This is a genomic window from Vannielia sp., from assembly GCF_029212645.1.
Taxonomy (GTDB): Bacteria; Pseudomonadota; Alphaproteobacteria; order Rhodobacterales; family Rhodobacteraceae; genus Vannielia.
Genome location: NZ_JARGND010000006.1, coordinates 68,313 through 94,953, shown reverse-complemented (window position 1 = coordinate 94,953; position 26,641 = coordinate 68,313). Strand labels below are relative to the sequence as shown.

The 26,641-nt window shown below is 62.6% G+C and carries 26 protein-coding genes; 10 read left to right on the top strand and 16 right to left on the bottom strand.

The window, feature by feature from the left end; genetic code table 11:
* A partial coding sequence (locus P1U55_RS03620; RefSeq protein ID WP_301046134.1) for an aminotransferase class I/II-fold pyridoxal phosphate-dependent enzyme occupies positions 1–535 on the bottom strand: 535 nt, incomplete at its 3' end.
* 94 nt (positions 536–629) lie between these two features.
* Between P1U55_RS03620 and P1U55_RS03615 the strand changes: the two genes are divergently transcribed.
* The 4 genes from P1U55_RS03615 (at position 630) to P1U55_RS03600 (ending at position 3,481) form a co-directional block, all read left to right on the top strand.
* On the top strand, positions 630–1,370 hold the full coding sequence (locus tag P1U55_RS03615) for an alpha/beta hydrolase (RefSeq protein ID WP_301046133.1): 741 nt from the start codon (positions 630–632) through the stop codon (positions 1,368–1,370).
* 212 nt (positions 1,371–1,582) lie between these two features.
* Positions 1,583–2,152 (top strand): hypothetical protein, encoded by a 570-nt coding sequence (locus P1U55_RS03610; RefSeq protein WP_301046131.1) that lies wholly within the window; start codon positions 1,583–1,585, stop codon positions 2,150–2,152.
* A 61-nt stretch (positions 2,153–2,213) separates the two neighbouring features.
* The gene (locus P1U55_RS03605; protein WP_301046130.1) at positions 2,214–2,642 is read left to right on the top strand and encodes a VOC family protein; all 429 of its coding nucleotides are present in this window, start codon (positions 2,214–2,216) and stop codon (positions 2,640–2,642) included.
* A gap of 194 nt (positions 2,643–2,836) precedes the next feature.
* Positions 2,837–3,481: an alpha/beta hydrolase gene (locus P1U55_RS03600; protein ID WP_366943010.1), complete on the top strand. Its 645-nt coding sequence runs from the start codon at positions 2,837–2,839 to the stop codon at positions 3,479–3,481.
* 84 nt (positions 3,482–3,565) lie between these two features.
* On the opposite strand, the gene phaZ is transcribed toward P1U55_RS03600, so the two are convergent.
* On the bottom strand, positions 3,566–4,840 hold the full coding sequence (phaZ, locus tag P1U55_RS03595) for a polyhydroxyalkanoate depolymerase (protein WP_301046128.1): 1,275 nt from the start codon (positions 4,838–4,840) through the stop codon (positions 3,566–3,568).
* 116 nt (positions 4,841–4,956) lie between these two features.
* On the opposite strand from phaZ, the gene phaC reads away from it, so the two are divergent.
* The 4 genes from phaC (at position 4,957) to P1U55_RS03575 (ending at position 9,221) form a co-directional block, all read left to right on the top strand.
* Positions 4,957–6,759 carry a class I poly(R)-hydroxyalkanoic acid synthase gene (gene phaC, locus P1U55_RS03590; protein ID WP_301046127.1) on the top strand — a complete coding sequence of 601 codons (1,803 nt, stop codon included), beginning with the start codon at positions 4,957–4,959 and terminating at the stop codon, positions 6,757–6,759.
* A 154-nt stretch (positions 6,760–6,913) separates the two neighbouring features.
* Positions 6,914–7,363 (top strand): phasin family protein, encoded by a 450-nt coding sequence (locus tag P1U55_RS03585; protein WP_301046126.1) that lies wholly within the window; start codon positions 6,914–6,916, stop codon positions 7,361–7,363.
* Positions 7,364–7,537: 174 nt separating this feature from the next.
* Entirely contained in the window at positions 7,538–8,116 is a 579-nt protein-coding gene (gene phaR / locus P1U55_RS03580) for a polyhydroxyalkanoate synthesis repressor PhaR (RefSeq protein WP_301046125.1), read from the top strand.
* Between the two features lie 139 nt (positions 8,117–8,255).
* Entirely contained in the window at positions 8,256–9,221 is a 966-nt protein-coding gene (locus tag P1U55_RS03575) for a LysR family transcriptional regulator (protein WP_301046124.1), read from the top strand.
* Between the two features lie 122 nt (positions 9,222–9,343).
* Here the strand turns inward: P1U55_RS03575 and P1U55_RS03570 are convergent, their stop codons facing one another.
* The 13 genes from P1U55_RS03570 to secG form a co-directional block, all read right to left on the bottom strand.
* Positions 9,344–10,525, bottom strand: a complete 1,182-nt coding sequence (locus P1U55_RS03570; RefSeq protein ID WP_301046123.1) for an aminotransferase class I/II-fold pyridoxal phosphate-dependent enzyme — start codon at positions 10,523–10,525, stop codon at positions 9,344–9,346.
* A gap of 90 nt (positions 10,526–10,615) precedes the next feature.
* The gene (locus P1U55_RS03565; RefSeq protein WP_301046122.1) at positions 10,616–11,923 is read right to left on the bottom strand and encodes an FAD-binding oxidoreductase; all 1,308 of its coding nucleotides are present in this window, start codon (positions 11,921–11,923) and stop codon (positions 10,616–10,618) included.
* Complete coding sequence (locus P1U55_RS03560) at positions 11,920–13,275, bottom strand: glutamine synthetase family protein (RefSeq protein WP_301046121.1); 1,356 nt, start codon at positions 13,273–13,275, stop codon at positions 11,920–11,922. Before P1U55_RS03560 ends, P1U55_RS03565 begins: the two co-directional genes overlap by 4 nt.
* On the bottom strand, positions 13,272–13,967 hold the full coding sequence (locus P1U55_RS03555; protein ID WP_301046120.1) for a type 1 glutamine amidotransferase: 696 nt from the start codon (positions 13,965–13,967) through the stop codon (positions 13,272–13,274). The genes P1U55_RS03560 and P1U55_RS03555 overlap by 4 nt, the downstream gene beginning before the upstream one ends.
* Positions 13,968–14,036: 69 nt before the next feature.
* The gene (locus P1U55_RS03550; protein WP_301046119.1) at positions 14,037–14,843 is read right to left on the bottom strand and encodes an ABC transporter permease subunit; all 807 of its coding nucleotides are present in this window, start codon (positions 14,841–14,843) and stop codon (positions 14,037–14,039) included.
* Positions 14,840–15,724, bottom strand: coding sequence for an ABC transporter permease (locus tag P1U55_RS03545; protein ID WP_301046138.1), 885 nt, complete (start codon positions 15,722–15,724; stop codon positions 14,840–14,842). Before P1U55_RS03545 ends, P1U55_RS03550 begins: the two co-directional genes overlap by 4 nt.
* Before the next feature lie 48 nt (positions 15,725–15,772).
* Entirely contained in the window at positions 15,773–16,504 is a 732-nt protein-coding gene (locus P1U55_RS03540; protein ID WP_301046137.1) for a transporter substrate-binding domain-containing protein, read from the bottom strand.
* 56 nt (positions 16,505–16,560) lie between these two features.
* Complete coding sequence (locus tag P1U55_RS03535; protein ID WP_301046118.1) at positions 16,561–17,298, bottom strand: transporter substrate-binding domain-containing protein; 738 nt, start codon at positions 17,296–17,298, stop codon at positions 16,561–16,563.
* Complete coding sequence (locus tag P1U55_RS03530) at positions 17,295–18,074, bottom strand: amino acid ABC transporter ATP-binding protein (RefSeq protein ID WP_301046136.1); 780 nt, start codon at positions 18,072–18,074, stop codon at positions 17,295–17,297. The genes P1U55_RS03535 and P1U55_RS03530 overlap by 4 nt, the downstream gene beginning before the upstream one ends.
* A gap of 114 nt (positions 18,075–18,188) precedes the next feature.
* Positions 18,189–18,629, bottom strand: a complete 441-nt coding sequence (locus P1U55_RS03525) for a TerB family tellurite resistance protein (RefSeq protein WP_301046117.1) — start codon at positions 18,627–18,629, stop codon at positions 18,189–18,191.
* A gap of 65 nt (positions 18,630–18,694) precedes the next feature.
* Positions 18,695–19,138, bottom strand: coding sequence for a TerB family tellurite resistance protein (locus tag P1U55_RS03520; RefSeq protein ID WP_301046116.1), 444 nt, complete (start codon positions 19,136–19,138; stop codon positions 18,695–18,697).
* 26 nt (positions 19,139–19,164) lie between these two features.
* A complete protein-coding gene (locus tag P1U55_RS03515) occupies positions 19,165–20,808 on the bottom strand; it encodes a CTP synthase (RefSeq protein WP_301046115.1) in 1,644 nt (547 codons plus the stop codon).
* Positions 20,809–21,043: 235 nt separating this feature from the next.
* Positions 21,044–21,436, bottom strand: a complete 393-nt coding sequence (secG, locus tag P1U55_RS03510) for a preprotein translocase subunit SecG (RefSeq protein ID WP_301046114.1) — start codon at positions 21,434–21,436, stop codon at positions 21,044–21,046.
* 141 nt (positions 21,437–21,577) lie between these two features.
* Between secG and P1U55_RS03505 the strand changes: the two genes are divergently transcribed.
* Both P1U55_RS03505 and P1U55_RS03500 read left to right on the top strand, forming a co-directional pair.
* Positions 21,578–22,873, top strand: a complete 1,296-nt coding sequence (locus tag P1U55_RS03505) for an adenylosuccinate synthase (RefSeq protein ID WP_301046113.1) — start codon at positions 21,578–21,580, stop codon at positions 22,871–22,873.
* Entirely contained in the window at positions 22,873–23,100 is a 228-nt protein-coding gene (locus P1U55_RS03500) for a DUF2842 domain-containing protein (RefSeq protein ID WP_301046112.1), read from the top strand. Before P1U55_RS03505 ends, P1U55_RS03500 begins: the two co-directional genes overlap by 1 nt.
* A gap of 268 nt (positions 23,101–23,368) precedes the next feature.
* Here the strand turns inward: P1U55_RS03500 and P1U55_RS03495 are convergent, their stop codons facing one another.
* Positions 23,369–26,512, bottom strand: a complete 3,144-nt coding sequence (locus P1U55_RS03495) for a hypothetical protein (protein ID WP_301046111.1) — start codon at positions 26,510–26,512, stop codon at positions 23,369–23,371.
* Positions 26,513–26,641 lie beyond the last annotated feature (129 nt).

Below are 26,641 nucleotides of genomic sequence, written 5' to 3'. Positions count from 1 at the left end.
CGGCCAACGTGGCGGCATCATGAGCGCTGCCCATCGGGTTATCGGGATTGGCGAGGTAGATCATCTTGGCACCCACCTCGCGGGCCTTGGCGAGCAGGGCCTCCGGGTCTTCGGCGTCGTCGCGGTAGGGCACCTTGTGCAGCACACCGCCATAGCCCGCGACGTGGTAGTTGAAGGTGGGATAAGCGCCATCAGAGGTCACAACCGCGTCACCGGGCGAGACCAGCAGGCGGGTGAGTTCGCCCAGCAGCCCATCAATGCCGCTGCCCGGAATCACCGCTTCGGGTGGCACCCGCAGGTGGGCCGAAAGGGCGCGGCGCAGATCGTGCATCTCCGGGTCGCCATACATCCACGCCCCGCGCGCCGCCTCGCCAATTGCGCGGATGGCAGCGGGCGAGGGGCCAAAGCCCATTTCATTGGCCCCAAGGCGGGCCGCAAACGGGCGGCCACGGGCGCGCTCCTGGGTTTCTGGGCCCACAAAGGGGACGGTGGCAGGCAGGCTCTGGGCGAGATCGGTGTAGCGAGGGTGTGTCATAAGACGGAATTTGCGCACCAAATCGGGGCCGGGGCAAGAGGCTTGCGGGGGGCGGGGCTGCGCCCTAGGGTCCGGCGCAAACCCCGGAGGACCAATGGAAACGCTCGACACCCCGCAACGCCGCCGCATCGCCTACAACCGCCTCGAAGGAAACGGCCCATGCGTGGTGTTTCTGGGCGGCCTCAAGTCTGACATGGAGGGCACCAAGGCGCTGCATCTGGAGGCCTGGGCGCGAGCCGGGGGGCGCGCCTTTTTGCGGTTTGACTATTCGGGACACGGGCAAAGCTCGGGGGACTTCACCGAGGGTGCGATCGGCGATTGGGCGGAAGATGCGCAAGCCGCGATCACGGCGCTCACGGCGGGGCCGGTGGTGCTGGTTGGCTCGTCGATGGGCGGCTGGATCTCGCTTCTGATGGCCAAACGGTTGGGCGCAAAGCTCGCCGGGCTTGTGACCATTGCCGCCGCGCCCGACTTCACCGAAGACAGCATGTGGGACGGGTTTGATGAGGCGCAGAAGGCCGCATTGATGGAGGAGGGGCAGGTGGCGCTGCCTTCGGAATACGGTGATCCCTACATCATAACCCGCAGGTTGGTTGAGGATGGGCGCGCGCATTTGGTGCTGCGCGAGCCATTGGCGCTGCCCTATCGGGTGCGGTTTTTGCAGGGCACGGCGGACGCGGATGTGGATATGTCTGTCGCGCTGCGGCTGCTCGACCATGCCGAAGGCGATGACATCCGGCTGACGCTGGTGAAGGGAGCCGATCACCGGTTTTCCACCCCGAAAGAGCTGGATTTGATCGTGGAATCGCTCGAAGACGTTTTGGCGAGCTTGTGAAATTGCGACAATTCGGCGGTGATTGGCGCGGCTTAGCTGCCTGAAATTGCCGTTTTGCCACTTTTGGCGCCGTGAATCCGAGCGCACCGAAATTAGGCCATGCCCCGCTTGAAAGGTCACGCGGGTGTGATTACCTAACACCTATGGCTGGGGAAATTTCTGCCCCGAAGCCGATTTCAAAATCTATTTGCATCCCAAGTGAGGGCTATTCCATGAACCATGAAGCCAAGCGGATTCATCTGCAAAAACTCATCCAGGACGTGCGCGCCGAGGCCCTTGAGGTTTCGGCCGGGGCGTCCGTGAAGACAACCTCTGACAGCCACAACAAGATCATGCAAAAGGTGAATCGCTGGACGTCCCAGCTGACAATGATCGAGCGGTCGCTGCACTCTGACGAGGGCTTTTTGAAGGTGCGCTACGGCAATCCGCGCAAGCTGTCGTTCCCGGCAAAACAATCGCTCAACAGCCACTTGGGCAATATCGCCGAGTTGCGCGCGCTGGCCGCCGAGTTGAACGCGGCGATCTCTGATCTGATCGGCGCGATGACGGGCGATGATCTGGCCTGGGAAGCGCTGGCCAAGGCCTTCAAGAAAATCGCCGAAGACGGTGGCGATGATCTGAGCCTGACCGGCAATGACGTTCAGGAACTGACGGCCATCATCGAGCAGGCCGATCCCGGCGCTCCCGGCCCGGCTGGCGGCGGCACGATTGGGATGCCGATCACCAACCTCATCACCATGGCGATTGCGCTCTTTGTGATCCTGACCCGCAAGAAAAACTAGGCGCTGGCGTTCTCCTTTCGTTCGCGCTACCCTTGGCTGCGATGGTCATGGGAGCAGGGTGATGGAACAGCGGATCAGCCTGATTACACTTGGTGTGCAGGATGTTGAGGCCTCGGCGGCGTTTTACGAAGCCCTTGGCTGGCAGCGCGCAGAGGCCCCGGATGGGGTGATTGCCTTTGATCTGATCGGGCAAACGCTGGGCCTTTATCCGCTGGAAAAACTCGCCGAAGATATGGGCGTGCCGATTGAAACGCTGGGCCACGGCGCGGCGACCCTTAGCCATAACCTGCGCGAAAAGGCCGATGTGGCGGCGCTGCTGGAGCAGGCCCGCGCGGCGGGCGGCAGGGTGCTGCGCGAGGCGCATGATATTTTCTGGGGGGGCCATATCGGCTATTTCGCCGATCCCGACGGCCACATCTGGGAAGTTGCCTGGAACCCCCATTCACCGCTTGGGCCAGAGGGCGCGTTTCGCTGGAATGGCTACCAATAGGGGCGGTGAAATCCCGGCGATTTTTCGCTGGGGCGGCGCTTCACCTTGCAGGGGGGCAGGGCGCGGTTTAACCTTGCGCCCAAGCCGCCACGATACTCCAGAGCGGCACAGGCAAGGACTGGCGCCACATGGCCGACCCTCTCGTTTTTCTTCCAGGATTCATGTGCGATGCCCGTGTTTTCTGGCCTCAGATCATGAGCTTTTCGCCCAAGCGGGCAGTGCAGGTGGCGGCTGTCAGCCAGGCCGACAGCATTGGCGCGCTGGCGCAGCGGGTGCTTGATGGGGCGCCGCGCCGCTTTGCGCTTTATGGCCAGTATCTGGGCGGCATGGTTGCCATGGAAATTCTCAACCGCGCGCCGGATCGGGTGAGCCGGATGGTGCTGCAAGGCACAACCGCCATCGTTGAGCCGCCTGCCGCCGCCGCCGAGCGCGAGCCGGGGATCATTGGGGTGCGCAATGGCCGCCTGATCGAGGTGATGCGTGAAACCATCTCCGCCGCCGGCGTGGGAGATGTGGGCCACCGTGACCAGGTGGTGGAACTTGCGCTCGACATGGCCGAAGCGATGGGGCCGGACACCTTTGTGCGCCAATCCCGCGCCCTCCAGCGCCGCCCCGATCCGCAGCGCACCCTGCGCAAGGCCAAGCAACCCGCGCTGATCCTCTGCGGCGAGTATGACCAGCTTTGCGGCGTCAAACGCCATGAATTTCTGGCCGATCTGCTGCCCAACGCCGAGTTGAAGGTGATTTCGGGGGCAGGGCATTACCTGACGCTTGAGCAGCCCTCGGCGGTGAATCACGCGCTCAATGATTTTCTGGATGCGCCGCTGCTGCTCACCTGAAGGCCCGCGCCCTGAACAGACAAAAGGCGGGACATGTCCCGCCTTCTTACCGTTTTCAGATGCCCGCCTTCAGGATGTGTGCCTTCAGCTTGCCGCTTTGGCCTTTTTGCCCTTTTGGCGCTTGGCGTGGCGGCAGTTCGCATCAATGAAATCCAGCACCAGGGGGCGGATATTGTTACGCCAGCTGCGGCCTGCAAAAATGCCGTAGTGGCCTGCGCCCGGCTCAAGGTGCGAGGCTTTCATCTTGTCCGGCAGGCCGGTGCACAGATCAAGCGCGGCGACACATTGGCCGGGGGCCGAGATATCGTCTTTCGCGCCTTCAACGGTTTTCACCGCGACATCGGTGATCTTTGAAATATCCACCTGCTTGCCATCGACCACAAAGATATTGCGCGCGATTTCACGCTCTTTGAACACGCGCTCAACGGTCGAAAGGTAAAACTCGGCCGTCATGTCCATCACGGCGAGGTATTCGTCATAGAACTTGTTGTGGCGGTCATGCTCGGCGGCCTCACCCTTTGCCACGGCGATGATCTGGTCAACAAAGGCGGTGCTGTGGGTATCGGCGTTCATCGCGATGAAGCTCGAAAGCTGTTGAAGGCCGGGATACACAAGCCGCCCGGCGCCGCGATGCTTGAAGCCAACGCGCTGGATCACATGGCGCTCAAGCTGGCCCATGGTGACGGAGGCGCCAAAATCTGTCACCTCGGTGGGGGCGGCTCCCGGATCAATCGGGCCGCCGATCAGGGTGAGCGAGTTGGGCTGCGCTGCCGGATCTTCCTCGGCGAGGTAAGCGGTGGCGGCCAGCGCCAGCGGGGCGGGCTGGCAAACGGCAATCACGTGGGTATCGGGGCCCATCTCGCGCAGGAAGTCGACGATATAGAGGGTGTAATCCTCAACATCGAACTTGCCTTCGCTGACCGGGATATCGCGCGCATTGTGCCAATCGGTGATATAAACTTCGCAATCCGGCAGCAGCGACACCACGGTTGAGCGCAGCAGCGTGGCGTAATGCCCCGACATTGGCGCAACCACCAGCACCTTGCGCGGCTTTTCCTCGCGGCCCACGATATTGAAGTGAATGAGATCGCCGAAGGGGCGGGTGACGACGGTTTCGATCTGAACGAGGTGATCGCGCCCATCGGAGCCCACAACGTGAGAGATGTTCCAATCGGGTTTGGCGACCATCCGAGCGAAGCTTCGCTCAGTGACTTCGCCCCATGCCGCTGTCATCGCGATGAAGGGGTTGGTGGAAAGGCCGAAGGCCGGGTAGGAGTAGAGTGCCTTGGCCGAAGCCCCCATCCATTGGTTGGTCACCCGGATGGATTCCATCAGGTCGTAGCTCATCATGCTTTTCATGCAGCGCCCCTTTTTTCGTGTCGCTGCCCTCCCGACCGGGAGGGTGCATATTGTCGCTTGCCCCTCCCAAGGTTGCGACGTTACCCTCAAGATAAAGTTAAGGGGGGGAGAAGCAAATGACAACTGAGGAAACAGAAGCAGTTGATTCAGCGAAGCAGGACTCCCCGGCCAGCGAGCTGGAAGAGAACCTCGCGAAGATCGAAAAACTCTCGCAAAGACTGGTCTCTGCCCTCTCAAACCAGCGCAATGTGCGCCCCGGATTGCAGGGGCCAACCCCTGACCTTTATGCAAAGGCCGCCTCGGCCTATTGGCAGGAAATGGTCTCAAATCCGTCGAAGATCTTTGAACAGCAGGTCAGCTATTGGGGCAATACCCTTAAGCATTACATGGAAAGCCAGCAGGCCTTGGCGCGCGGAACCCTCGCGGCACCCGAGGATGATCGGGACGATCCGCGCTTTGTGTCGCCCCTCTGGAAGAGCCATCCCTACTTCAACTACGTCAAGCAGCAGTATCTTTTCACCACCGATGCCATCGAAAACGCGGTGGAGGCGCTTGACGGGATAGAACCGCACGACAAGCAGCGGCTGGAGTTTTTCTCGCGCCAGATCATTGACCTGATGAGCCCCACCAACTTTCTGGCGACCAACCCCGAGGCGCTGGAACGTGCGGTTGAGACCGAGGGCCAAAGCCTTGTGAGCGGCCTTGAGAACCTGGTGCGCGATCTCGAGGACAACCAGGGCGATCTTGTGGTGAACCTCGCCGACAAGGACGCCTTTCAGGTGGGGGGCAACATTGGCACCGCCGAGGGCGAGGTTGTTTATCGCAACCGGATGTTCGAGCTGATCCAATACGCGCCGCAAACCGAAAAGGTGCACCAGACCCCGATCATCCTGTTCCCGCCGTGGATCAACAAGTTTTACATTCTCGATCTGAAACCGGCAAACTCGATGATCCGCTGGATCGTCGATCAGGGCTACACGCTGTTTGTGGTGAGTTGGGTCAACCCCGATGCGCGCTATGCCGATACCGGGCTGGAGGACTACATCGAAGAGGGTTACCTCACCGCGATTGACGAGGTGAAGGCGATCACCGGCGAGAAGAAGCTGAACGCGGTTGGCTATTGCATCGCTGGCACCACCCTTTCGCTCACCCTGTCGCTGATGAAGAAGCGCGGTGACACATCGGTGAAAAGCGCCACCTTCTTTACCACACTCACCGATTTTGAGGATCAGGGCGAGTTTCAGGTGTTCCTCACCGATGACTTCGTCGATGCGATCGAGGATGAGGTGAGCGAGCACGGCTATCTCGACAGTTTCTACATGTCGCGCACCTTCTCGTTCCTGCGTTCCACTGATCTTATCTACAAGCCTGCGGTGCGCAGCTACATGCTGGGCCAAACCCCGCCTGCCTTCGATCTGCTTTACTGGAACGGCGACGGCACCAACCTGCCCGGCAAGATGGCGGTGGAATATCTGCGGTCCCTTTGCCAGAAGAACGAACTGGCCGAAGGCACCATCGAGCTGTGCGGCGAAACGCTCTCGCTCAAGGATGTGACCGTGCCGCTCTGCGCCATTGCCTGCGAGACCGACCACATTGCCGCCTGGAAGGCCTCTTACGCCGGGGTGCGGGCGATGGGCTCAAAGAAAAAGTCCTTCATCCTTTCGGAAAGCGGGCATATCGCGGGCATCGTCAATCCGCCCTCCAAAAAGAAATATGGCCACTACACCAACCCGGATCTAAAGGCCGAGGCGCCAGCGTGGCTGGAGGGGGCCGAATTTCACGAGGGCAGTTGGTGGCCGCGCTGGGAAAAGTGGCTAAGCACGCATAGCGGGAAAATGGTTGAGGCCCGTCAACCGGGTGATTCCCGGCATCCTTCCCTCGGAAAAGCGCCGGGGACCTACGTCCAACGCGTTAAGTAGCTGAAAATCCACAATTGAAAATTATGCTGCACCGCAGAAAAAGGGGTTGATTTTCTGCGGTGCAGCATCTATCTATTCCTCAGAACGAAACACCGGGCCCATTGCAAACGAGCAACCAAGGGCCGATGCAACCAGACCCTGAGGAGTTTGACCAATGGCTAAAGCTACCAACGACATGACCAAGATGATGCAAGACATGATGGCGTCCTTCCCCGTGGACGGTTCCGCCATGCAGGACGCTTTCAAAACGTCCGCCGCTCTGGGCGAGAAGCTCTCGGCTGTGGCCCTTGAGGCTGCTGAAAAGTCGACCGAGCTGTCGGCAAAGTGGACCAAAGACACCATCACCAAAGCCGGCGACATCGCCAAGGTGAAAGATGAGCCCACCGATTACTCCAAAGCCATGACCGATTTCGCATCGGCTCAGGCCGAGATGGCTGCCGAGAACATGGCCGCTTTCGCAGAGATCGCCAAGAAAGTGCAGATGGAAACCGTTGACCTGATGCTTGCCGCTGGCAAGGACATCTCCGAAGAAGCGACTTCGGCTGTCAAGAAAGCCACCACCGAGGTGACGTCTGCTGCCAAAAAAGCCGCTGCTGGCAAGTAAGCCACGGCAAAATTTAACACGCCCTTCCTCCTCCCTGAGGGCGTGATCAAAGGGCGAGCTTCCGGGCTCGCCCTTTTTTTGTTGCGCAAGGATTGAGCGAAGTGCTTTCAATTTGAAAAATGCTGCACTACGCTGAGCTATGCTGCACTGCAAAAACCCAGGGGAGTGAAAGAAGTGTCAGATGAAAAGGCACCGCTGCTGATCAAGCGATACGCAAGTCGGCGGCTGTATAACACCGAGACCTCGGATTACGTCACTCTCGAAGATATCTCGAACTTCATCCGCGATGGCCGCGAGGTGCAGATCGTTGATCTGAAGTCGGGCGATGATCTGACGCGGCAATACCTGCTCCAGATCATTGCCGACAACGAGAGCAAGGGTGACAACGTGCTGCCCACCAATGTGCTCACCGATCTGGTTCGCAGCTATGCCACGCAGGCGCAATCGGTTGTGCCCCAGTTCCTTGCCGCCTCTTTCGAGATGCTTCAGGGCGGGCAGAGCAAGGTCATGGAGAACATGACCAAGATCAACCCGATGGCCAATATGCCCGGCTTTGATGCGATGCGCGCCCAGCAAGAGGCGTTCCTGAAGGCGATGACCGGCGGCATGGGTGGCGGCGTTGCGCCCTTTGGCACTTCCGGGCCAAGCCCCGAAGGCGGCGAAAAGCCAGAGGCGAGTGAGGGCAAGGATCTTGACGAGATCAAAAGCCAGCTTGCCGCGCTTCAGGAGCAGCTTGCCAAGATGGGCAAGTAGCGCTTCGGCGTTTGATAAATAGCCCTCCACGCCGCGGCCCATCCGGTCGCGGCGTTGTTTTTTCGCGGCGGTGATGGGCGGGCCAAAACGCGGGCCACCCCCATTACCCCGAGCGTGACCACGACCAGGAGCCCACCCCATGTCTGATAAAGCAGGCCGCATCACGCTTTGGCAGGTTGAGGTTTTTCTGGCGACGGCAGAGGAAGGCGCGGTTTCGGCGGCGGCGCGCCGGCTTGGGGCCTCGCCCTCGGGCGTGTCACAGCAGATCACCGCGCTGGAGGCGGCGCTGGGCGTGCCGCTGATGGACCGCTCGGTGCGCCCTGTCGCGCTCACCCCGGCGGGAGAGGCGCTGAAACGCCGCGCGCAAAACATCCTCAACGAGGCCGCCGCCGCCCGGGCCGAGATCGCGGGCAGTGACATGGCCGCGCTCACCTCGCTGCGCCTTGGCATGATCGAGGATTTTGACGCCGATGTAACGCCGCGCCTGCTGTCGGCGATGGCGGGTGAGCTTTCGTCCTGCCAGTTCCTGCTCGAAACCGGCCCCTCGCACCGCCTGTTCGATCTGCTCGACACCCGCGCGCTTGATGTGATCGTGGCCGCCGATATGGGCGCGGCGGCGGGCTGGATGGAGGTGCATCCGCTGATGGTAGAGCCGTTCGTCGCCGCCGTTCCGCGCGGCGCGGTCGATCAAGCGGGCGATGTGGTGGCGCAGCTGCGCGCCCTGCCGTTGATCCAATACACCACCCGCCACCTGATGGGCCGCACCATTGCCGACCATCTGGCGCGGCAAAATCTGCGCCTGTCGCACCGCTTTGAGCTGGACAGCTATCACGCCATCATGGCCATGGTCGCTGAAGGGGCCGGGTGGACGATCCTCACGCCGCTTGGCCTCAGCCGTGCGCACCGTTTCCGCGAACAGGCCGAGATCCTGCCGCTGCCCTTTGCGCCGCTGTCGCGCACCATCTCCCTCAACGCCCGCGCCGGGGTGCTTGGCGAGATGCCGGGGCGGATGGCAGGCAAGCTGCGCCCGCTGATCAAGGAGCTCGTCGTCGCCCCCGCGCTCGCCCGGATGCCATTTTTGGAAGGTCAGTTAAAGCTAGCTTAGCAGGCAGGGCGGATGGGTGCAAAACGTCGCAATTCTGCAAGGCGTTCCTTGCTGGCCCCTAAAAGAAAAGGCCCCGCTGGTCGCTCCGCAGGGCCTTGATGTTGAAAATATGCAAGCCGTTATCAGGCCGCAGCGGCCCCTTTGGCGGCCTCTGCGGCGCCCACAAGGGCGCTTGAGATGTAATCAAGCTCATCCTCGGTCAGCCGTGCGGGCAGGCGCACATCGCAGGCGCGCATCAGCATGGCGCGGGTCTGCGGCAGCTCTGGCAGCCCTTCGATAAAGCGCCAGTTCCAGAAGGCGCGGGCGTTGTCATCACTCATCCCGAAGACCTGCACCTTTACCCCACGGGCGGCGGCAGCCTCGGTAAAGCGGGCCACATCCTCATCAGACATATCAACAAGGTTGAACTGGATCGAATCCGGCGCGCGCTGCTCGCCTTCAAGCGGCGGCGGCACATCAAGCCAGGTCGAAAGGTTAAGCGCCGCCGCAACGCGATCATGCCCCGCACGGCCATCGCGCACCCGGCGGGCCACCTCGCCCAACTGCGGGCGGATCACGGCGGCGGAAAGGTTTTGCATACGCATATTGTAAAGCGGCAGCATGTTTTGCCATTTGACGAAGCTCTCCGCCAAGCCCATGTTTTTCTTCCAGTTATGTTCGTAGGCGCCCGACATGATCACCGCGCGGGCCACCAGATCGGCATCATCGGTGATCAAAATGCCACCTTCGCCCGCGTTCACCAGCTTGTAGCTTTGGAAGGAGAAACAGCCGATCTTGCCAATCGTGCCCACCTTGCGGCCCTTCCAGACGGTGCCAAGCGAGTGCGCGGCGTCTTCGATCACCGGGATATTGGCGGCATCACACAGCGCCATGATCGCATCCATATCCGAGGTATGGCCGCGCATATGGCTGATGATCACCGCATCCACATCGGGCAATTTGGCCGCGAAATCAGCCAGATCCACCCGAAAATTCGGGCCCACCTCCGCCAGAACCGGCTGGCAATCGGCATGGACCACCGCCGAGGGAACGGCGGCGAAGGTGAAACCGGGGAGCAAAACGCGCGCGCCTTTCGGCAAGTTGAGCGCCTTCAGCGACAAGAACAGCGCCGCCGAGCAGGAGGAGACGGCGAGCGCGTAGCGGCTGCCCATCATCTCGGCAAATTCGCGCTCAAGCAGCGCCACCGGGGCGTCTTGCGGCGCGGTGTAACGGAAAAGGTCTCCCGATTGCAGCAACCGGTCAATTTCAGCGCGCGCGGCTTCGGGGATGGGCTCTGCGTCATAGACGTTTGGCGCTTGTGTCATCTTTCAGCTTTCCTGAACTGTTCTTTCAGGAATTGTGTAGCTGAAAGTGAAGGACGGGCAAAGTGAATTTTAAGTGACAGGCGCGCGCGGCTAAATCCCCAGCCGGTCCCGCAGCGAAAACCAGCGCAAGGCAACGGTGGAAAGCGCCCCCCGCAGAAGCGGCCCACCGGGGAAGGGCGGGGTGGGCAGACGGGTCATCAGGTTGAAATCATGCGCATTTCCGGCAATCGCCTGCGCTATCATCCGCCCCGCCGCCACCGCCAGCGCAACCCCGTGGCCGGAGTAGCCGGACGCCGCCCAAAGCCCGGTTTCGGCCTGGGCGAAATGTGGCACACGCTTGGGCGTGATCGCCAATGTGCCGCCCCATGCGTGGCTGATCTCAACCCCTTCAAGCTGCGGAAACACCCGCTCCAACGCCGGGCGCACCACGGCGGGGATATCGGCCGGAAAGCGCGCGCCATAGCTTTCACCACCGCCAAAGATAAGCCGCTGATCGGGCGAGAGGCGAAAGTAATTCAACACGAACTTCGTGTCATAAACGGCTGTATTGCGGGGCAAAAGCTCGGCTGCGCGCGCGCCCAAAGGCACTGTCGCGGCGATGTAATTGTTGATCGGGAACACCCGGCTGGCGACCCTGGGCACCATCCGCCCCAGATAGCCGTTGCAGCCCAGCACAACCTGCCGGGCCAGCACCCGCCCGTGGCCTGTGGCCACAAGCCAGCCCTCCCCCTCGGGGGCGATGCGATGCACCTCGGAGCGCTCATGCAGCGCCGCTCCGGCAGCCGCCGCCCCCCGCGCCAGCCCAAAGGCCAAGGCCAGTGGCTGGATGTGCCCGGCGTTCCAATCGACCGTCCCTCCGGCATAAAGCGCTGAGGCAACATGCCCGCGTAGCGCAGCGCCGTCGAGTGGCTCGATGCTGGAATAGCCATAGGTTTCAGAAAGATAGCGCGCATTCTCTGCGGCATTCCTGGCCTCTGCCGCGCTATAGCAGGCGGTGACAACGCCATCGGCCCAATGCGCCTCGGGGGCCAGATCGTGCGCTAAGCGGCGCACATCTTCCACCGCCTCCAACCCGATGCGCCAATAGCCCTCGGCCGCCTCCCGGCCAAACCGCGCCTCCAGCGCCTTTTGGCTCATGTTCAGCCCGGGGCTGACCTGCCCGCCATTGCGCCCGGAGGCCCCCCAGCCCACACGTTGCGCCTCAACCAGCACCACCCGCGCCCCGGATCGTGCCAAGTGCAGCGCCGCCGAAAGCCCGGTGAACCCACCGCCGACCACGGCCACATCGGCCTCTACCTCGCCCTTGAGTTCGGGGTAGGGGCCGGGAGCGGTGAGTTCGGCGGCATAAAGGCTTGGCGCGTGCTGCCCGGCGGGGCCGTTGGTGTGCAGCAGGCTCATACGTTCATGAGCAGATGTTCGCGCTCCCAGGGCGAGATCACTTGCAAAAAGCCCTTATATTCCATGCGTTTGACCGCAAGGTAAGTGGCGGCGAAATCCGGATGCAGCACCTCGTGCATGGCCTTGGCCTCCTCGAACAGATCAAGCGCCTCACCCAGCGTGGTGGGGATATCGGCCTCGGCGGTATAGGCCTCGCCGGTGGATTCGGGGGTGGGGGGCAGCTTGGCGCGCAGGCCCAGCAACCCGCAGGCGAGTGAGGCGGCGAGGGCGAGGTAGGGGTTGCAATCCATCCCCGGCAGGCGGTTTTCGATGCGCCGCGCCTCTGGCCCCGAAATCGGCACCCGCAGCCCGGTGGTGCGGTTGTCACGCCCCCAGCTGAGGTTGATCGGCGCGGCATAGTCGGGCACGTAGCGGCGATAGCTGTTGACGTAGGGCGCGATCACCGCGATCACCTCTGGCATGTGGCGCTGCAAGCCGCTGATAAAGTGGCCAAATTCGGCGCTTTCGCTGCCGTCACCGTTGGAGAAGACATTGCGCCCCGTCGCCTTTTCCACCACCGAGTGATGGATGTGCATGGCGCTGCCCGGCTCGTTCTGGATCGGCTTGGCCATGAAGGTGGCGTAGCAGTTGTGGCGCAGTGCGGCCTCGCGGATCAGCCGCTTGAAGAAGAAGATCTCATCGGCCAGCAGCACCGGATCGCCGTGGCGCAGGTTCATCTCGATCTGGCCCGCGCCGCCTTCTTGCAGGATGCCGTCAATCTCAAGGCCCTGCGCTTCGGCGAAGTCATAAATGTCGTCGATCACCGGCCCGTATTCATCAATCGCTGACATTGAATAGGCTTGCCGTGCCGCCGCGCGCCGCCCGGAGCGGCCCATCGGCGGCTCAACCTCGCGGCCCGGATCGGTATTGGGGGCGACGAGGTAAAACTCCATCTCGGGCGCGCAGACCGGGGTTAACCCCATTTCCTCATAATACCGCACCACGCGCTTTAGCACATTGCGCGGGGCAACGGGCATCGGGGTTCCGGCCTGGTCGTTGATGTCATGGATCACTTGCAGGGTGATATCGCCGGTCCAGGGCGCGGCTGTGGCGGTGGCAAAATCCGGGGTGAGCACCATATCCGGCTCGGTGAAGGGCTGCTGCGAAACGCTGGCCCACTCGCCGGTGATCGTTTGCAAGAAGATCGAATTGGGCAGGTAAAAGTGGCTCTGATGCGCGAATTTCGCGGCGGGCATCGCCTTGCCACGGGCCACGCCGGCCAGATCGCCCACGATGCACTCCACCTCATCAAGGCGGCGGCCGTTCAAAAACTGCCGGGCGCTGTCGGGCAGCAGTTCGTTCATGTCTCTCACGCGGGGCTCTCCTGCCATGTGCGCTTCATCTTGAGGAATTCGGCGATGTCATTGCCGATGCGCGCACTATCGGTGGGGGCATCCAGCATCTTTTGTGCATAGGCCAGCCGCGCTTCGGGGACGGTTTCGCCGCGGGTGTTGATCAACCCTTGTATCATGGCGCTGGTGAACTCGGGGTGGGGCTGCACGGTAAAGGCGCGATCGCCGTAAAGCAGCGCGGCATGGTCACAAAACCTGTTGGCCGACACCGTTTTTGCCCCTTCGGGCGGGGTGATAACCTGATCGCGGTGCCAGGCATTCAGCGCCACGGTTTCATCGCCGTAGAGATATTCCATCCGGCCCACGCCCCAGCCCTTTTCAGACGGTTCCACACGCCCGCCAAGCGCCTGGGCGATGATCTGATGGCCAAAGCAAATGCCAACCAGCGGCTTGGGCGCGAGGTAAATCGCCTGAATGGAGCGCTCCAGCGGCTCGATCCACGGCAGATCTTCATAAACCCCATGGCGCGACCCCGAGACCAGGAAGGCATCGGCCGCATCCACCGAATTGGGGAACTCCATGTCGCAGACTTTCCAGGTGGCAAATTCAAACCCATGCCCTTGCAGAAGGGTTTGATACATCTCGGAATATCCGCCCACATGGGGCCTCAACTCGGGGGAGATATGGCCGCATTGCAGGATACCGATCAGCATGGAATGCCTCCTAAATGGCTCGCAAATACGCTATTCCTGCGCGCGATGCGGCGCAAGCGTTAGCGCATTTCAGCGGATCACCTGCGGCCTGATCTTGAGGCGGGTGCGGCGCTCTTGCGGCAGGTGCCGGTTCAGCCGCCGGTTGGCCACGCCAAAGCCGGCGATGACCGTGAGGGTGAGCAGCACGAAGTAGATGGCAACAATCGGGTAGGGCACGAATGGGTTGAAGGTTTTATCGGCAAAATAGGTTGCATAATAAAGCGCATCGCCCTGTTGCTGCCACGCCGGAAAGCCCGAGAAAAACACCAGCGTTGTGGCGTGGAACAGGAAGATCGCCTCGTTGGTATAGGCGGGCCAGGCCAGCCGCAGCATGGTGGGGTAGGTGACGCGGCGAAAGCGGTGCCAGCCGGAAAGGCCATAGGCATCGGCGGCCTCAAGGTCCCCCTTGGGGATCGAGCGCAGCGCGCCATAAAAGATTTCGCCGGAGTAGGCGGCGGTGTTCAGCACCAGCACCACAACGGCCCCTGCGGCAGCCGAGGTGAGTAGATCGCTGCCAATCCCAAGCCGTTTGAGTTGCAGGAAAAACAGGTAGGCGAGGAAGAACTGGATAAACAGCGGCGAGCCGCGAAACAGGAAGATGAACCACTCGGCAGGTTTGCGAATCCAGACATGGGGCGAGGCCTTGCCCATCGCCACGGTGATCGACAAAAAGAAGCCGAAAAGCAGCGCGAGCACCCCGAAATACACGTTCCAGATCAGCCCGGAGCCGATCAGCACGATCTGGTCGCACAGGGTGATATCGGCCCTGGGCAACAGCCGCTCGCCAATCCCCAGCGAGCGCAGCCAATAGGCCGAGAAGGTTTCAGCGCAGGTCATGCCCCGGCCTTTCGCATCGCTTCACCCGCCGCCGTGGCCTGCCCGTGCGAAAGCCTGCGGGTGAGGCGGCCCAAACCCACCTCGCTCACCTTGGTCAGCGCGAGGTAAAACACCAGCAATGCAAGGAAATAGTAGATCCGCCAGTCGCCATGCGGATAGGACGAGAAGCGCGGATTTTTCGAGCCGCCCAGCTCGCGCGCCCAGTAAACAATATCCTCGACCCCGAGCAAAAACAGCAGTGGCGTTGCCTTGATGAGGATCATCCACAGGTTTGACAGGCCGGGCAGGGCGTAGGTCCACATTTGCGGCACGAGGATGCGCCAAAAGGCCTGACGGCGGGACATGCCATAGGCTTCGGCGGTTTCCATCTGCGCGCGTGGCACCGCCCGCATCGCGCCGATCAGCACGTTGGCGGCAAAGGCTCCGAACACGATGGCAAAGGTAAAGACCGCGAGCATGAAGTTATAAACCTCATGCACCCATTGCGGCGCGGTCGAAAGCGGGGCCTTGGCCTCGGGGCAAACGATAAAGTCATTGCCCTGGCGCACCGGCTCTGTCCAGCCGGGGCAAAGGGCCTCGTGGCGCAGGTATTCAATGCCCTGATCCAGCGCGATCACGAAGAACAGGAAAAACACGATATCGGGCACGCCGCGCACCACCGAGGTATAGGCAAGGCCAAGCCAGCGCAGCGGTGCAAACCCGGCCCGCGCCGCCATTGCGCCCATAAAGCCAAAGGCAAGCGAAACCGGCGCGGTGATGGCAAGCAACAGCAGCACCGTGCCGAAGCTGCTGTAAAACAGCATGTGCTTGCCGCTGCTGAGGTAGCAGGCGAGCCATGCGATGCCATGAAGGCTTTCTGGGTCGGTGCAGGTCATCCCTATGGGCTGTGGGGGCGGCTTTTGTGGCCGCCCCGCTGGCCGCTTTGCAGGTTAGTAGGGGCCCTTCATCCCTTCAAACCACTTTTCGATCAGCGTGTTGAGGGTGCCGTCTTCCTTCATGGAGGCGATGGCCACGTTGAGCTTTTCCTTCAGCTCGCCGTCGCTTTCGCGCACGCCCACACCAATGCCGTCTCCCAGAACCACATCGTCCCCGGCAAACATCAGCTCGGCGTCTTCGGCCACGATCGGCTCAAGGAAGGCCTTGTCGGCGAGCGCCGCATCGGCCTCACCGTTTTTCACGGCGGCAACGGTTTCGTCAGGGGTGGCGAACTCAATCAGGGTTGCGCCTTCCATGCTGGCAACGTGGCTGGCCTGGATGGTGCCGGTTTGCGCGGCGATCACGCCGGTGCCGTCAAAGCTGTCGGACATCGAGGCAAAGGCCGAAGGGTCCGCCGGGAAGTAGGCCTCGGAAAAGTCGATCACCTCGTCGCGCTCGTCGGTGATGCTCATGCCGGCGATGATGGTGTCATAGTTGCCGGACACGAGGTTGGGGATGATCGAATCCCAATCGTTGGTCACCCATTCGCAGCTGAGCTCAGCGCGCTTGCACAGCTCGTCGCCTACGTCGCGCTCATAGCCATCCACCTCGCCTGCATCGTTGAGGAAGTTGTAGGGAGGGTAGGCGCCCTCGGTGCCCATGCGCACGGTTTGTGCGTGGCTTTCGGCCATGGCTGTGCCTGCGGTGAGGGCAAGCGCGGCGCCGAATGTGAACAGTTTTTTCATCATCATCACTGTGTGTCTCCTGTTGGTATCGGTTGTTATAGCGTTGTTATTGCGTGTTAATCTGTTCCGCCAGAGGCAAACCAGATCTTCCGCAGGCGGTCCAGTTCGCCGTCGTCCTGCATCGCTTGGATGGCGGCATCCCATTGGCGGCGCAGATCGTTGTCTTCGGGGCGAAAGGCAGCCGCGGTGGCCCCTGCGGGGATGCCGAAGGTTTCGGTGATTTCGATCTTGCCCCCTCCGGCCCGCGCCGCGCCTTCCAAAAATGCCAGCGGCCCGATCACCTGATCCGCCTTGCCCTGCCAAACCGCCTCAACGGCGGCCACCAGCGTGGGAAAGCCGTGGGCGCGATAGCCATTGTTGCGCACCCAATCCGCGTGCACGGTTTTTTCCTGCACGGCCACCACCGGCCAATCCGCCGTGGCCCCGTCTGAGCGGATCAGCACAGCGGTCGCGGTTTTGCCGCCGCCATCATAGCCCACCGAAAAGGCCACCCGCTCGGAGCGCGCCTTGGTGATTGCCATGCCAGCCATCACCACATCGTATTTTCCGGCCAGAAGGTTATCGAGGATGCTGTTCCAATCGTTGAGCACAAAGGCGCATTTCAGCGCCGCGCGGCGGCAAATCTCGCGACCGAGATCAATGTCAAACCCGCGCAACTCTCCGGCGCGATCCACGTAGGTGAAGGGCGGAAACTTGCCCTCGGTGCCAATCCGCACGGTCTGCGCCATGGCGCGGGTCGAAAGCGCCCCAAACAGGCCAAGCGCCAGAAGCACCAGAACAAAGCGCCCGATCATGCCACCTGCCCCGAGTGTGAGAGAAACCCTTGCAATCGCTCGGATTTCGGCGCGCCAAACAGTTCTGCCGGGGCGCCTTCCTCTTCGATCACCCCCTGGTGAAGAAAGATCACATGGTCCGAAACATCGTGCGCCATGCGCATGTCATGGGTGACGATCAGCATGGTGCGCCCCTCGGTGGCCAGCGCCTTGATGACCTTCACAACCTCTTGCTCAAGCTCGGGATCAAGCGCCGAGGTCGGCTCATCAAACAAGAGCGCCTCCGGCTCCATCGCCAGCGCACGGGCAATCGCGGCGCGCTGTTGCTGCCCGCCCGATAGCTGCGCGGGGTAGACATCGGCCTTGTCCCCGATCCCCACCTTCTCAAGATAGGCCCGCGCGGCGCGTTCCACCTCGGCGCGGTCGCGTTTGAGAACCGTCACCGGTGCTTCCATGACATTTTGCAGGATCGTCATGTGCCCCCAAAGGTTAAACTGCTGAAAAACCATCGAAAGATTGGTGCGGATGCGCAAAACCTGCTTGCCGTCCGCCGGGCGGCGCGAGGCGCCTGTGCCCTTCCACTTTACCGGCTCGCCTTGAAACAGGATCTCGCCTTGCTGGCTGTCTTCCAGCAGGTTGGCGCAGCGCAGCAGGGTGGATTTGCCAGAGCCGGACGAACCGATCAGTGACACAACCTGCCCCCTCTCGGCACGCAGGCCCACGCCCTTGAGCACCTCAAGGTCGCCATACGCCTTATGCAGGCCATTGATTTCGATAACGGGCGGCTGGCTGGTCACGCGGCCTCTGGTGTTATGGGTCAAAAGCAAAGTAGGGCGCAGAATTGCTGCGAATGCAATATGTTCTGTCGTTAGGTCACTCTGGCGCAACCTGAGCGGGCAGGGCGGCGCGGCTCAGCTTTCGGCCTCAACCCTGTGGCGGGCCATCGCCGAATCGCGGTCATTCACGCCGAGCAGATTGGCCACCAGCCGCACCAGCGAATCTTCCTGTGCATCCCGATGTCCATCGGCCAGCACCACCGCCCACAGCGCCTCTACCACGCCTTCGCGCTCCTCATAGGCGACCGCATCCTTGATCGCGCGGGTGAAGCGCACCGTATCGGGGGCCTCGGCCTCCAACCGTTCGGCCTGCCCACGCAGCTCGGCGGACTCAAACGGCGAAAGGCCGTAGCGGCGCGCGGTCAGCCTGTCGATCTGGCTGATCTCAACATCGGAGTAATCGCCATCAGAGCGGGCAATCCGCACCATCAGGGCGGTCAACGCCAGCCTGGCATCGGGGTCGGGCAGGCGCTCGGGCTGCGGGGCGGTGAGGCGGCGGAGGAAATCTGCAAACATGCCCGAAGATATAGCGAGCTTTCGGGGCGCTGCAACCGCGTGGCCGATCTGCCGCGCACTTGCGCTCAGGGGGCGTAGCGGGCGGCAACCTCGGCGGCATCCTCATCGGTGATCCCCAGCGCGGCGGCGGTCCGCGCGACAACCTCGGCCTCTTCGGCGCGCTTGACACCATCGGCCATGGAGACGGCCCACAGCGCCACCAGCACTTCCAGCCGCTCGGTATAGCGTACCGAGTCGCGGATCAGCCCGGTGAAGGTGCCGGTGGGCGGGGCCTGATGCTCCAGCTTCTCGGCCTTGGCCCGCATCTTGGCGGCCTCCACCGGACCCAGCCCGAAATGCTGCGCCAGATAACTATCGATCAGCGAAATCTCTGACACCTGGTAGCAGTTGTCACTCTTGGCGACCCGCACCATCAGCGCGGCAAGGGCCAGCTTGGCATCCGGCTCCGGAAGCTGCGCCTCGGGGGACTTGGCCACCCCGGTAAGCCGTTGAAGAAACTCGGTAAACATTTGCCGCCCCCCTGCTGCTTTACGCCTTAAACCAGCCGCGAATTTTCAACCGCCGCGCGCACGAAATCGGCAAACAGCGGATGCGGCGCGAAGGGCTTTGACTTCAACTCGGGGTGAAACTGCACCCCGATGAACCACGGGTGATCTTTCACTTCCACGATTTCCGGCAAGCGCCCGTCCGGGCTCATCCCTGAAAAGCTCAGCCCTTTGCCCTCAAGCTTTTCGCGATACTTGATATCCACCTCGTAGCGGTGGCGGTGGCGCTCGTCGATGTTGGTCATCCCGTAGATCCCGGCCACTTTCGAGCCTTCCTCAAGCACCGCATCATAGGCCCCAAGGCGCATCGTGCCGCCCTTGTCATCATCCGCCTTGCGGGTCACCTTGGCATTGCCTCGCACCCACTCTTTCAGGTGGTAAACCACCGGCTCAAAACGCTTTTTCCCGGATTCATGGTCAAACTCCTCGGAGCCGGCCGTGCCCATCCCGGCGAGGTTGCGGGCGGCTTCGATCACCGCCATCTGCATCCCAAGGCAAATCCCGAGGTAGGGGATCTTGCGCTCTCGGGCGAACTGCGCCGCCTTGATCTTGCCCTCGGTGCCGCGCTCGCCAAAGCCGCCGGGCACAAGGATCGCGTGGAAGCCCTGAAGGTGCGGCGCGGCATCCTCGCGGTCAAACAGCTCGGCATCGACCCACTCGATCTTCACCTTCACCCGGTTGGCCATCCCGCCATGGGTGAGCGCCTCAGCGATGGATTTATACGCATCCTCAAGTTGGGTATATTTGCCCACAATCGCCACTTTCACCTCGCCGTCGGTCTTGTGGATGCGGTCATACACATCCAGCCAGCGGGTGAGGTTGGGCTTGGGCGCGGGGGTGATCTGGAAGGCATCCAGCACCGCCTGATCCAGGCCCTCGCGGTGATAGGCGAGGGGGGCTTCGTAAATGCTGGCAAGGTCGGGCGCGGCAATCACCGCCTCGGGGCGCACGTTGCAAAACAGCGCCAGCTTGTCGCGCTCTTTTTGCGGAATCGCGCCTTCACCGCGGCACACCAGAATATCCGGCGCAAGGCCGATGGAGCGCAGCTCTTTCACCGAGTGCTGGGTCGGCTTGGTTTTCAACTCGCCCGAGGCCTTGATGAAGGGCAGCAGCGTGAGGTGCATGAACACACATTGGCCGCGCGGCTTGTCCTGCGCGAACTGGCGGATCGCCTCGAAAAACGGCAGGCCTTCGATGTCCCCCACCGTGCCGCCGATCTCGCAGAGCATGAAATCCACCTCATCCTCCCCGATCGAGATGAAATCCTTGATCTCGTTGGTGACATGCGGGATCACCTGAATCGTCTTGCCCAGATAATCGCCCCGGCGCTCCTTTTCGAGCACGTTGGAGTAAATCCGCCCCGAGCTCACGCTATCGGTGGCGCGCGCGGCCACCCCGGTGAAGCGCTCGTAATGGCCAAGGTCCAAGTCGGTCTCGGCGCCGTCATCCGTAACGAAAACCTCGCCATGCTCAAACGGGCTCATCGTGCCGGGATCAACGTTGAGGTAAGGATCAAGCTTGCGCAGCCGCACCGAGAAGCCGCGTGCCTGCAAAAGCGCGCCCACAGCCGCCGAAGCAAGGCCCTTCCCGAGGGAGGAAACCACGCCGCCGGTGATGAAAATGAAACGTGCCATGTGGTGGTGGGCTCCCCGTGATCTGTCGCCAATTGCCGCTCGACTCTGTGCAAAAGCGCGAGCAAAAACTGCGCCTCATCACGGGATTTGAGCTATAGGAGATTCGCGGGCCGGAGTCTACACGACCCGCATCATCTTGATTAAAATTGCGGCATTGCCGCTACGTCTTGTGGTTTGTCTGGGTGTCGTGTCCTCGGCCCGCCGCGAGGCGGGGCAGGGCGGGGGCCGGCGCGCCCTAGTCAGCGGCGCGCGGCACCAGATCGTCCTCGCCCGGCTCGGTGGCGCTTGGCGGAAGCAGATCAGCGCCGTCAGGCAGCTCTGGCAATACCCCATCGCCTTCAGCCGCCACCGGCGCATCGCCGCCGCCGATCCGGTCGGTGACCGAGGCCGAGCCTGCATCAATCGCCGCCAGAATGGTCAGCGCAATCGAGGTGCAGATAAATCCGATGGCCAAGATCCATGTGAGCTTGCCAAGGGCCGTGGCCGCCGCCCGCCCCGACATGACGCCACCGCCGCCGGCACCGCCGCCGCCCATCGCGCCCATGCCGCCCTCAGCGCGCTGGAGAAGCACAACACCGATCAGGCACAGGGCCAGAATCAAATGGACGGTGAGGATGACGTTTTGCATGAAGGCTTCCCGCTTGGTTTGGCCGGGTATCTAATTCGCTTCGCGCTATGCTGCAACCCCTGCCGCACCTCACAATACCGCTTTCAACCCGGCCCGCTTGCCGATAAGACGAGCGCGGATTTCTCAGCCGGAGGTAGGCCCATGGCCAATGTCGTCGTCGTCGGAGCCCAGTGGGGTGACGAAGGGAAGGGCAAGATCGTTGATTGGCTCTCGGAGCGCGCGGACGTGATTGCGCGGTTTCAGGGCGGTCATAATGCCGGTCACACGCTGGTGATCGACGGCAAGGTTTACAAGCTGCATGCGCTGCCATCGGGCGTTGTGCGCGGCGGCAAACTCTCGGTCATTGGTAATGGCGTGGTGCTCGATCCGTGGCACCTGATGAAAGAGATTGCGACGATCCGCGAGCAAGGTGTTGAGATCACACCAGAAACCCTGATGGTGGCCGAGAACACACCGCTCATCCTGCCCATCCACGGTGAGCTTGACCGCGCCCGTGAAGAGGCGGCCTCGAAGGGCACCAAGATCGGCACCACCGGGCGCGGCATTGGCCCGGCCTATGAAGACAAGGTCGGCCGCCGCTCGGTCCGGGTGGCCGATCTGGCCGATCCGGCGACACTGGAGGCCCGGGTGGACCGCGCCTTGCAGCACCACGATCCGCTGCGCCGGGGCCTTGGTATTGATCCGGTCGACCGCGAAGCCCTGATCGCGGCGCTGCGTGACATCGCCGTTGAGTTGCTGCCCTTCGCCGCGCCGGTCTGGAAAGTGCTGAATGAAAAGCGCAAGGCCGGCAAGCGCATCCTGTTTGAAGGCGCACAGGGCGCATTGCTCGATATCGACTTTGGCACCTATCCCTTTGTGACCTCCTCCAACGTGATCGCCGGGCAGGCCGCCACCGGCGTGGGCGTTGGCCCCGGCGCGATTGATTATGTGCTCGGCATCGTGAAGGCCTATACCACCCGCGTCGGCGAAGGCCCGTTCCCGACCGAGCTGGATGACGCGGACGGCCAGCGCCTTGGTGAACGCGGCCATGAATTTGGCACCACGACCGGGCGCAAACGCCGCTGCGGCTGGTTCGATGCCGCTTTGGTGCGCCAAACCTGCGCCACCTCCGGCGTTACCGGGATTTCGCTCACCAAGCTCGATGTGCTCGACGGGTTTGAAACCCTGAAGATCTGTGTGGGCTATGAGCTTGATGGCGCCCGGCTTGATTACCTGCCCACCGCCGCCGATGCCCAGGCCCGCTGTACCCCGATCTATGAGGATATGCCCGGCTGGTCAGAAAGCACCGAAGGCGCGCGCTCGTGGAATGACCTGCCCGCCAATGCGATCAAATACGTCAAGCGCGTGGAAGAGCTGATCGAGTGCCCGGTGGCGCTCCTGTCCACCTCGCCCGAGCGCGAAGACACGATCCTTGTCACCGACCCGTTTGCCGACTGATGGCTCTGAGTTGGAAAGCCCGCAGGCGCTGGGTGCTGGTTTTGCTGGTGGTTGGATTGCCCGCCTATATCGCGCTGTCGTGGTGGCTGCTGAGCCTGATCCCCCGCCCGCCGATCCTGCTGGAACTGGCGGTTTATGTGGTGCTTGGCTTCCTCTGGGCACTGCCCTTCAAGTTCCTGTTCCGGGGCGTTGGCAAGGAAGAGCCCGAAGACGAGCGCCAGGACTGAGCGGATCCAATTGCGCGCCTGCGGCGCATTCTATTTTGTGATTGGGCCCTCTGGCCTGTGCTGCGCGCCGGAGGGGATGCAGCGCCTGTGGCGGACGGGGGCCATTGGATATTTTCAGAAAGAAAATGAGTGGTGCCGCTGTGATTGCCACGCGCCAAATATCCTTGCCGGACGCGCAACAGCGCCGGACAACGCAAAAAAACGGGGCGCGCCCGTAAGGCCACGCCCCGCTGTCACTCAATACCCTACAAGCTGCGGGCGGCTCTTTTCAGAGCGCGGCCCGGCGCTTTTCAGGGGTATACTGAGAAGATTGCGAAAGCGTGAACTGGCCTCGCTTCAGCTTGCGAATCTTGCCCTGGCGCAGAAGCTGGCCAAAGCTGCGCAGGCTGTCTTCGCGTGAGAACGCTTCGGCCTTTTTCAGTCCGGCGACGGCGCGCATGATCTGCGGGTGCGAGAAGTGCGGCTGGCCTTCGACGTAAGAGGCATAGGCGGCGGCGCATTCCAGCATGTCTTCCAGGCCGTCAGCACCCATTTTTTCCGCGAAGTCCTCGAAGTTTTCGCAATCGGTAAAGATGCCGGTCGCCTGCGCATCGGATTTAACCATGCCTTGCGGCGCGCCGCGGTCATCCACCTCGGGGAGATCAGCGCCGAGCGAACGCTCGGTGACGCGGCGCGGGCGCACCGGGCCAGAGGGGACCTGGGCCGCGAGGCTTTCGTCGATGCGCTGCTCTGAGACCAGCATCAGCGGCGAGCCGCCGGGGCGCTGGGTTTTTGCCTTGCGCAACACCGGGCGGCGCGGGCGGGCCGGCGCGGCCTGCTGCTCTTCCGTGGCGGGGTCGTGCAGGTCAACCACATCGCCGACAGGGGGCGCGCTGTCACCTTCCGCCTCTTGTGGGGCGCTGGTTGTAGCGGCCTCTTGCGGGGCGTCCTCGACCAAAGGCGCGCTGGACTCGGCCTCGGATTCGGCGTCTGCCTCGTTCACCTCTTCGCCCTCATCAGACTCAACCGAGCTGTGGGGGCGGACCACCGAGGCGAGATCTTCGCGATAGGCGCGGGCTTCATCGGCACCCCGGTCAAGCCGGTCACCGCCCTCGGCCTTGGTGGCGGCAACGGCAGCCTTAAGATGGGCGATGGCCGAGCGGCGGCGCTCCATCTCGGGGCCTTGCAGCTTGCCTTCGGTTTCGTCCATCAGCCGATCAAGCCGGTCATCGGCCTGTTCGCCGGAGACGATCCGGTCACGGCGCGTGCGGGCGGCTTCGTAGCGCCCTTCGTTCTCGGCCTCTTCTGCCATTTGCGCGACCAGCCCCTCAAGTTCCTGGCTGGTGGGTGCGTCTTCGTTGGCGTCGAGAATGGCCTCGTCGGTTGGGGCGATCAGATCTTCGTCTTCGACCTCGTCTGCGCGTGGCTCAAGGTCGATCACCTCATCGCTCAAGGCTTCGAGCGCCTCGGCATCAAACCTGTCGTCAGGTTCGCTGTCGTCAGGCTCAGCTTCGCCAAGCTCGGCTTCGTCAACCTCGGTCTCGCCTGCTTCGGCGACGGCGGCGAGGGCTTCGCGCACCGGTGTTGCCATTTCGGCGGGCGCGCCGGTGACGGCGGCGATCGCCTGAAGCATCTCGTCATCGCCAGGCGTTTCATCCGGCTCATCGAAGCTGTCTTGCGCAAGCTCCTCGGTCGTGTCTTCTGCTAGCGCTTCGGGCGTTTCTTCCGAGAGGTCTTGAAGCGCCTCTTCAAAGGCATCCTCGGCCATAGCTTCGGCCTCGATGATTTCGGCGGTTTCCTCAGCCATCGCGAGAGCCGAGCGCTCGGCCTCGTTTTGCGCCAGGAAAGCACGGCGGGAGGCCTCTTCACCAAGGTCGATGCCACCGGCGAGCGACGGCTCCTCGGCCATGGCCTCGGCCAGATCGCCTGCCGCGTCGCTGTGCGGGGTGTCCGGGTAAGAGGGGGCCTGCGGCTCGGAAACGCCCAATTCCTGCTCAACGGCGGCCAGTTCTGCCATCAACTCGGCTTCTGCCTCAGGGGTCAGGCTGCTGGTGGGGCCTTCGGTTGCATCCTCGGGCTTGGCCGGGGTGGGCTGGGCCTCATCCGGCTTGCTGATGCCCAAAGCAGTCAGGGCAGAGGCCATGGCAGAGCGTTTCACCTTGATCACGCGGGTGCGCTTGCGTTCGGGTTGAGCGGCGGCTGGGGCGGTGTCATCCATGCCTGTGTCGCGGGCCTCATCGGCCTCGTCGGGGGCCGCGCTGTCCGGTCCTTTGGCGGAGAGATCATCCCCGTCCAGAGCGCCAACGGCATAGGTGTTTTGGTCGAGTTGGCTGATCACATCGGACATATCGACAGGCTCGCCGGTGATGTCTTCCTCAGTGTCTTCCTCGAAGCTGGCGAGGGCGGCGGCGAAAGCGTCTTCAGGCTCATCCAGAGCTTCGGCCTTTTCACGGGCGGCCTGTTCTGCGGCCTCACGTTCGGCAGCTTCGGCCTTTTCACGGGCGGCCTGTTCTGCGGCCTCGCGTTCGGCAGCTTCGGCCTTTTCACGGGCGGCCTGTTCTGCGGCCTCACGTTCGGCAGCTTCGGCCTTTTCACGGGCGGCCTGTTCGGCAGCTTCACGCTCGGCAGCTTCGGCCTTCTCACGAGCGGCCTGTTCGGCAGCTTCACGCTCAGCGGCTTCTGCCTTTTCACGGGCGGCCTGTTCTGCGGCCTCACGCTCGGCAGCTTCTGCCTTTTCACGGGCGGCCTGTTCTGCGGCCTCACGCTCAGCGGCTTCTGCCTTCTCGCGGGCGGCTTGTTCGGCAGCTTCACGTTCAGCAGCTTCCGCTTCCTCGCGCCCAGTCTCCTCGGCCTCTTCAACCTCAAAGCTGGCGTCTTCAATTTCCACCGGCGCATCGGCGGGGGTTTCGTTGGCTTCCGCCTCTCCCATGTCGGCGAAGGCGGCGGTGAGGCCGGCCTGGTCGGCGGGTTTGTTCACCACGGCACGGATGCGGGCGAGTTTGGCGGCCACGCTGTCGCTGGGGATGTCGGCGATATCGCCGTAAGGGTCCTCGATAGGGGGCGCTTGCGGCACCTCTGATACGGCCTCGGCCTCGCGTTCGGCCAAGGTTTCGCTCACCTGCTCGGGGCGGGCAGCGGGTGCATCGCTGCTCTCGGCGGCAACCGCAGGCGCGGCGACACCATCGGAGGCGCGCAGCAGGATGCCGGTGTCCGAGACCTTGGCCTCGACCCGGCGCTGGATTTCCTTTTCGGCAATGCGCTGGAGCATATCTGCATCCGGTGTTGGCGGTTCGGCGCCGAAGTAACGGTCATCCGCGGCCAGATCGCGAAAATACTCCGCAATCGCCTTCATCGTGCCGAAACTATCGTCAAAGCCCTCCAGCGTGCAGGAGAACGTTCCGTAGGACACCGTGAGAATCTTGCTTGATCCCATCATTGTGCTGCTCGCTTTCTTTCCACCCAGCGGGGTTTGTTTACCACGTATTGGTTCGTTTCAAGCAACAGAGTGGGGAATTTTCGGGTATCATTTCTGGGCTTCATTGTGACCATCGCATAAAGCGGG

What these genes read in the sequence shown, in the direction of transcription:
- P1U55_RS03615 (WP_301046133.1), top strand. Translation starts at nt 630, where the DNA reads ATGGAAACGCTCGACACCCCGCAACGCCGCCGCATCGCCTACAACCGC.
- P1U55_RS03610 (WP_301046131.1), top strand. Translation starts at nt 1,583, where the DNA reads ATGAACCATGAAGCCAAGCGGATTCATCTGCAAAAACTCATCCAGGAC.
- P1U55_RS03605 (WP_301046130.1), top strand. Translation starts at nt 2,214, where the DNA reads ATGGAACAGCGGATCAGCCTGATTACACTTGGTGTGCAGGATGTTGAG.
- P1U55_RS03600 (WP_366943010.1), top strand. Translation starts at nt 2,837, where the DNA reads ATGAGCTTTTCGCCCAAGCGGGCAGTGCAGGTGGCGGCTGTCAGCCAG.
- phaZ (WP_301046128.1), bottom strand. Translation starts at nt 4,840, where the DNA reads ATGAAAAGCATGATGAGCTACGACCTGATGGAATCCATCCGGGTGACC.
- phaC (WP_301046127.1), top strand. Translation starts at nt 4,957, where the DNA reads ATGACAACTGAGGAAACAGAAGCAGTTGATTCAGCGAAGCAGGACTCC.
- P1U55_RS03585 (WP_301046126.1), top strand. Translation starts at nt 6,914, where the DNA reads ATGGCTAAAGCTACCAACGACATGACCAAGATGATGCAAGACATGATG.
- P1U55_RS03575 (WP_301046124.1), top strand. Translation starts at nt 8,256, where the DNA reads ATGTCTGATAAAGCAGGCCGCATCACGCTTTGGCAGGTTGAGGTTTTT.
- P1U55_RS03570 (WP_301046123.1), bottom strand. Translation starts at nt 10,525, where the DNA reads ATGACACAAGCGCCAAACGTCTATGACGCAGAGCCCATCCCCGAAGCC.
- P1U55_RS03565 (WP_301046122.1), bottom strand. Translation starts at nt 11,923, where the DNA reads ATGAGCCTGCTGCACACCAACGGCCCCGCCGGGCAGCACGCGCCAAGC.
- P1U55_RS03555 (WP_301046120.1), bottom strand. Translation starts at nt 13,967, where the DNA reads ATGCTGATCGGTATCCTGCAATGCGGCCATATCTCCCCCGAGTTGAGG.
- P1U55_RS03550 (WP_301046119.1), bottom strand. Translation starts at nt 14,843, where the DNA reads ATGACCTGCGCTGAAACCTTCTCGGCCTATTGGCTGCGCTCGCTGGGG.
- P1U55_RS03540 (WP_301046137.1), bottom strand. Translation starts at nt 16,504, where the DNA reads ATGAAAAAACTGTTCACATTCGGCGCCGCGCTTGCCCTCACCGCAGGC.
- P1U55_RS03535 (WP_301046118.1), bottom strand. Translation starts at nt 17,298, where the DNA reads ATGATCGGGCGCTTTGTTCTGGTGCTTCTGGCGCTTGGCCTGTTTGGG.
- P1U55_RS03525 (WP_301046117.1), bottom strand. Translation starts at nt 18,629, where the DNA reads ATGTTTGCAGATTTCCTCCGCCGCCTCACCGCCCCGCAGCCCGAGCGC.
- P1U55_RS03520 (WP_301046116.1), bottom strand. Translation starts at nt 19,138, where the DNA reads ATGTTTACCGAGTTTCTTCAACGGCTTACCGGGGTGGCCAAGTCCCCC.
- P1U55_RS03515 (WP_301046115.1), bottom strand. Translation starts at nt 20,808, where the DNA reads ATGGCACGTTTCATTTTCATCACCGGCGGCGTGGTTTCCTCCCTCGGG.
- secG (WP_301046114.1), bottom strand. Translation starts at nt 21,436, where the DNA reads ATGCAAAACGTCATCCTCACCGTCCATTTGATTCTGGCCCTGTGCCTG.
- P1U55_RS03505 (WP_301046113.1), top strand. Translation starts at nt 21,578, where the DNA reads ATGGCCAATGTCGTCGTCGTCGGAGCCCAGTGGGGTGACGAAGGGAAG.
- P1U55_RS03500 (WP_301046112.1), top strand. Translation starts at nt 22,873, where the DNA reads ATGGCTCTGAGTTGGAAAGCCCGCAGGCGCTGGGTGCTGGTTTTGCTG.
- P1U55_RS03495 (WP_301046111.1), bottom strand. Translation starts at nt 26,512, where the DNA reads ATGGGATCAAGCAAGATTCTCACGGTGTCCTACGGAACGTTCTCCTGC.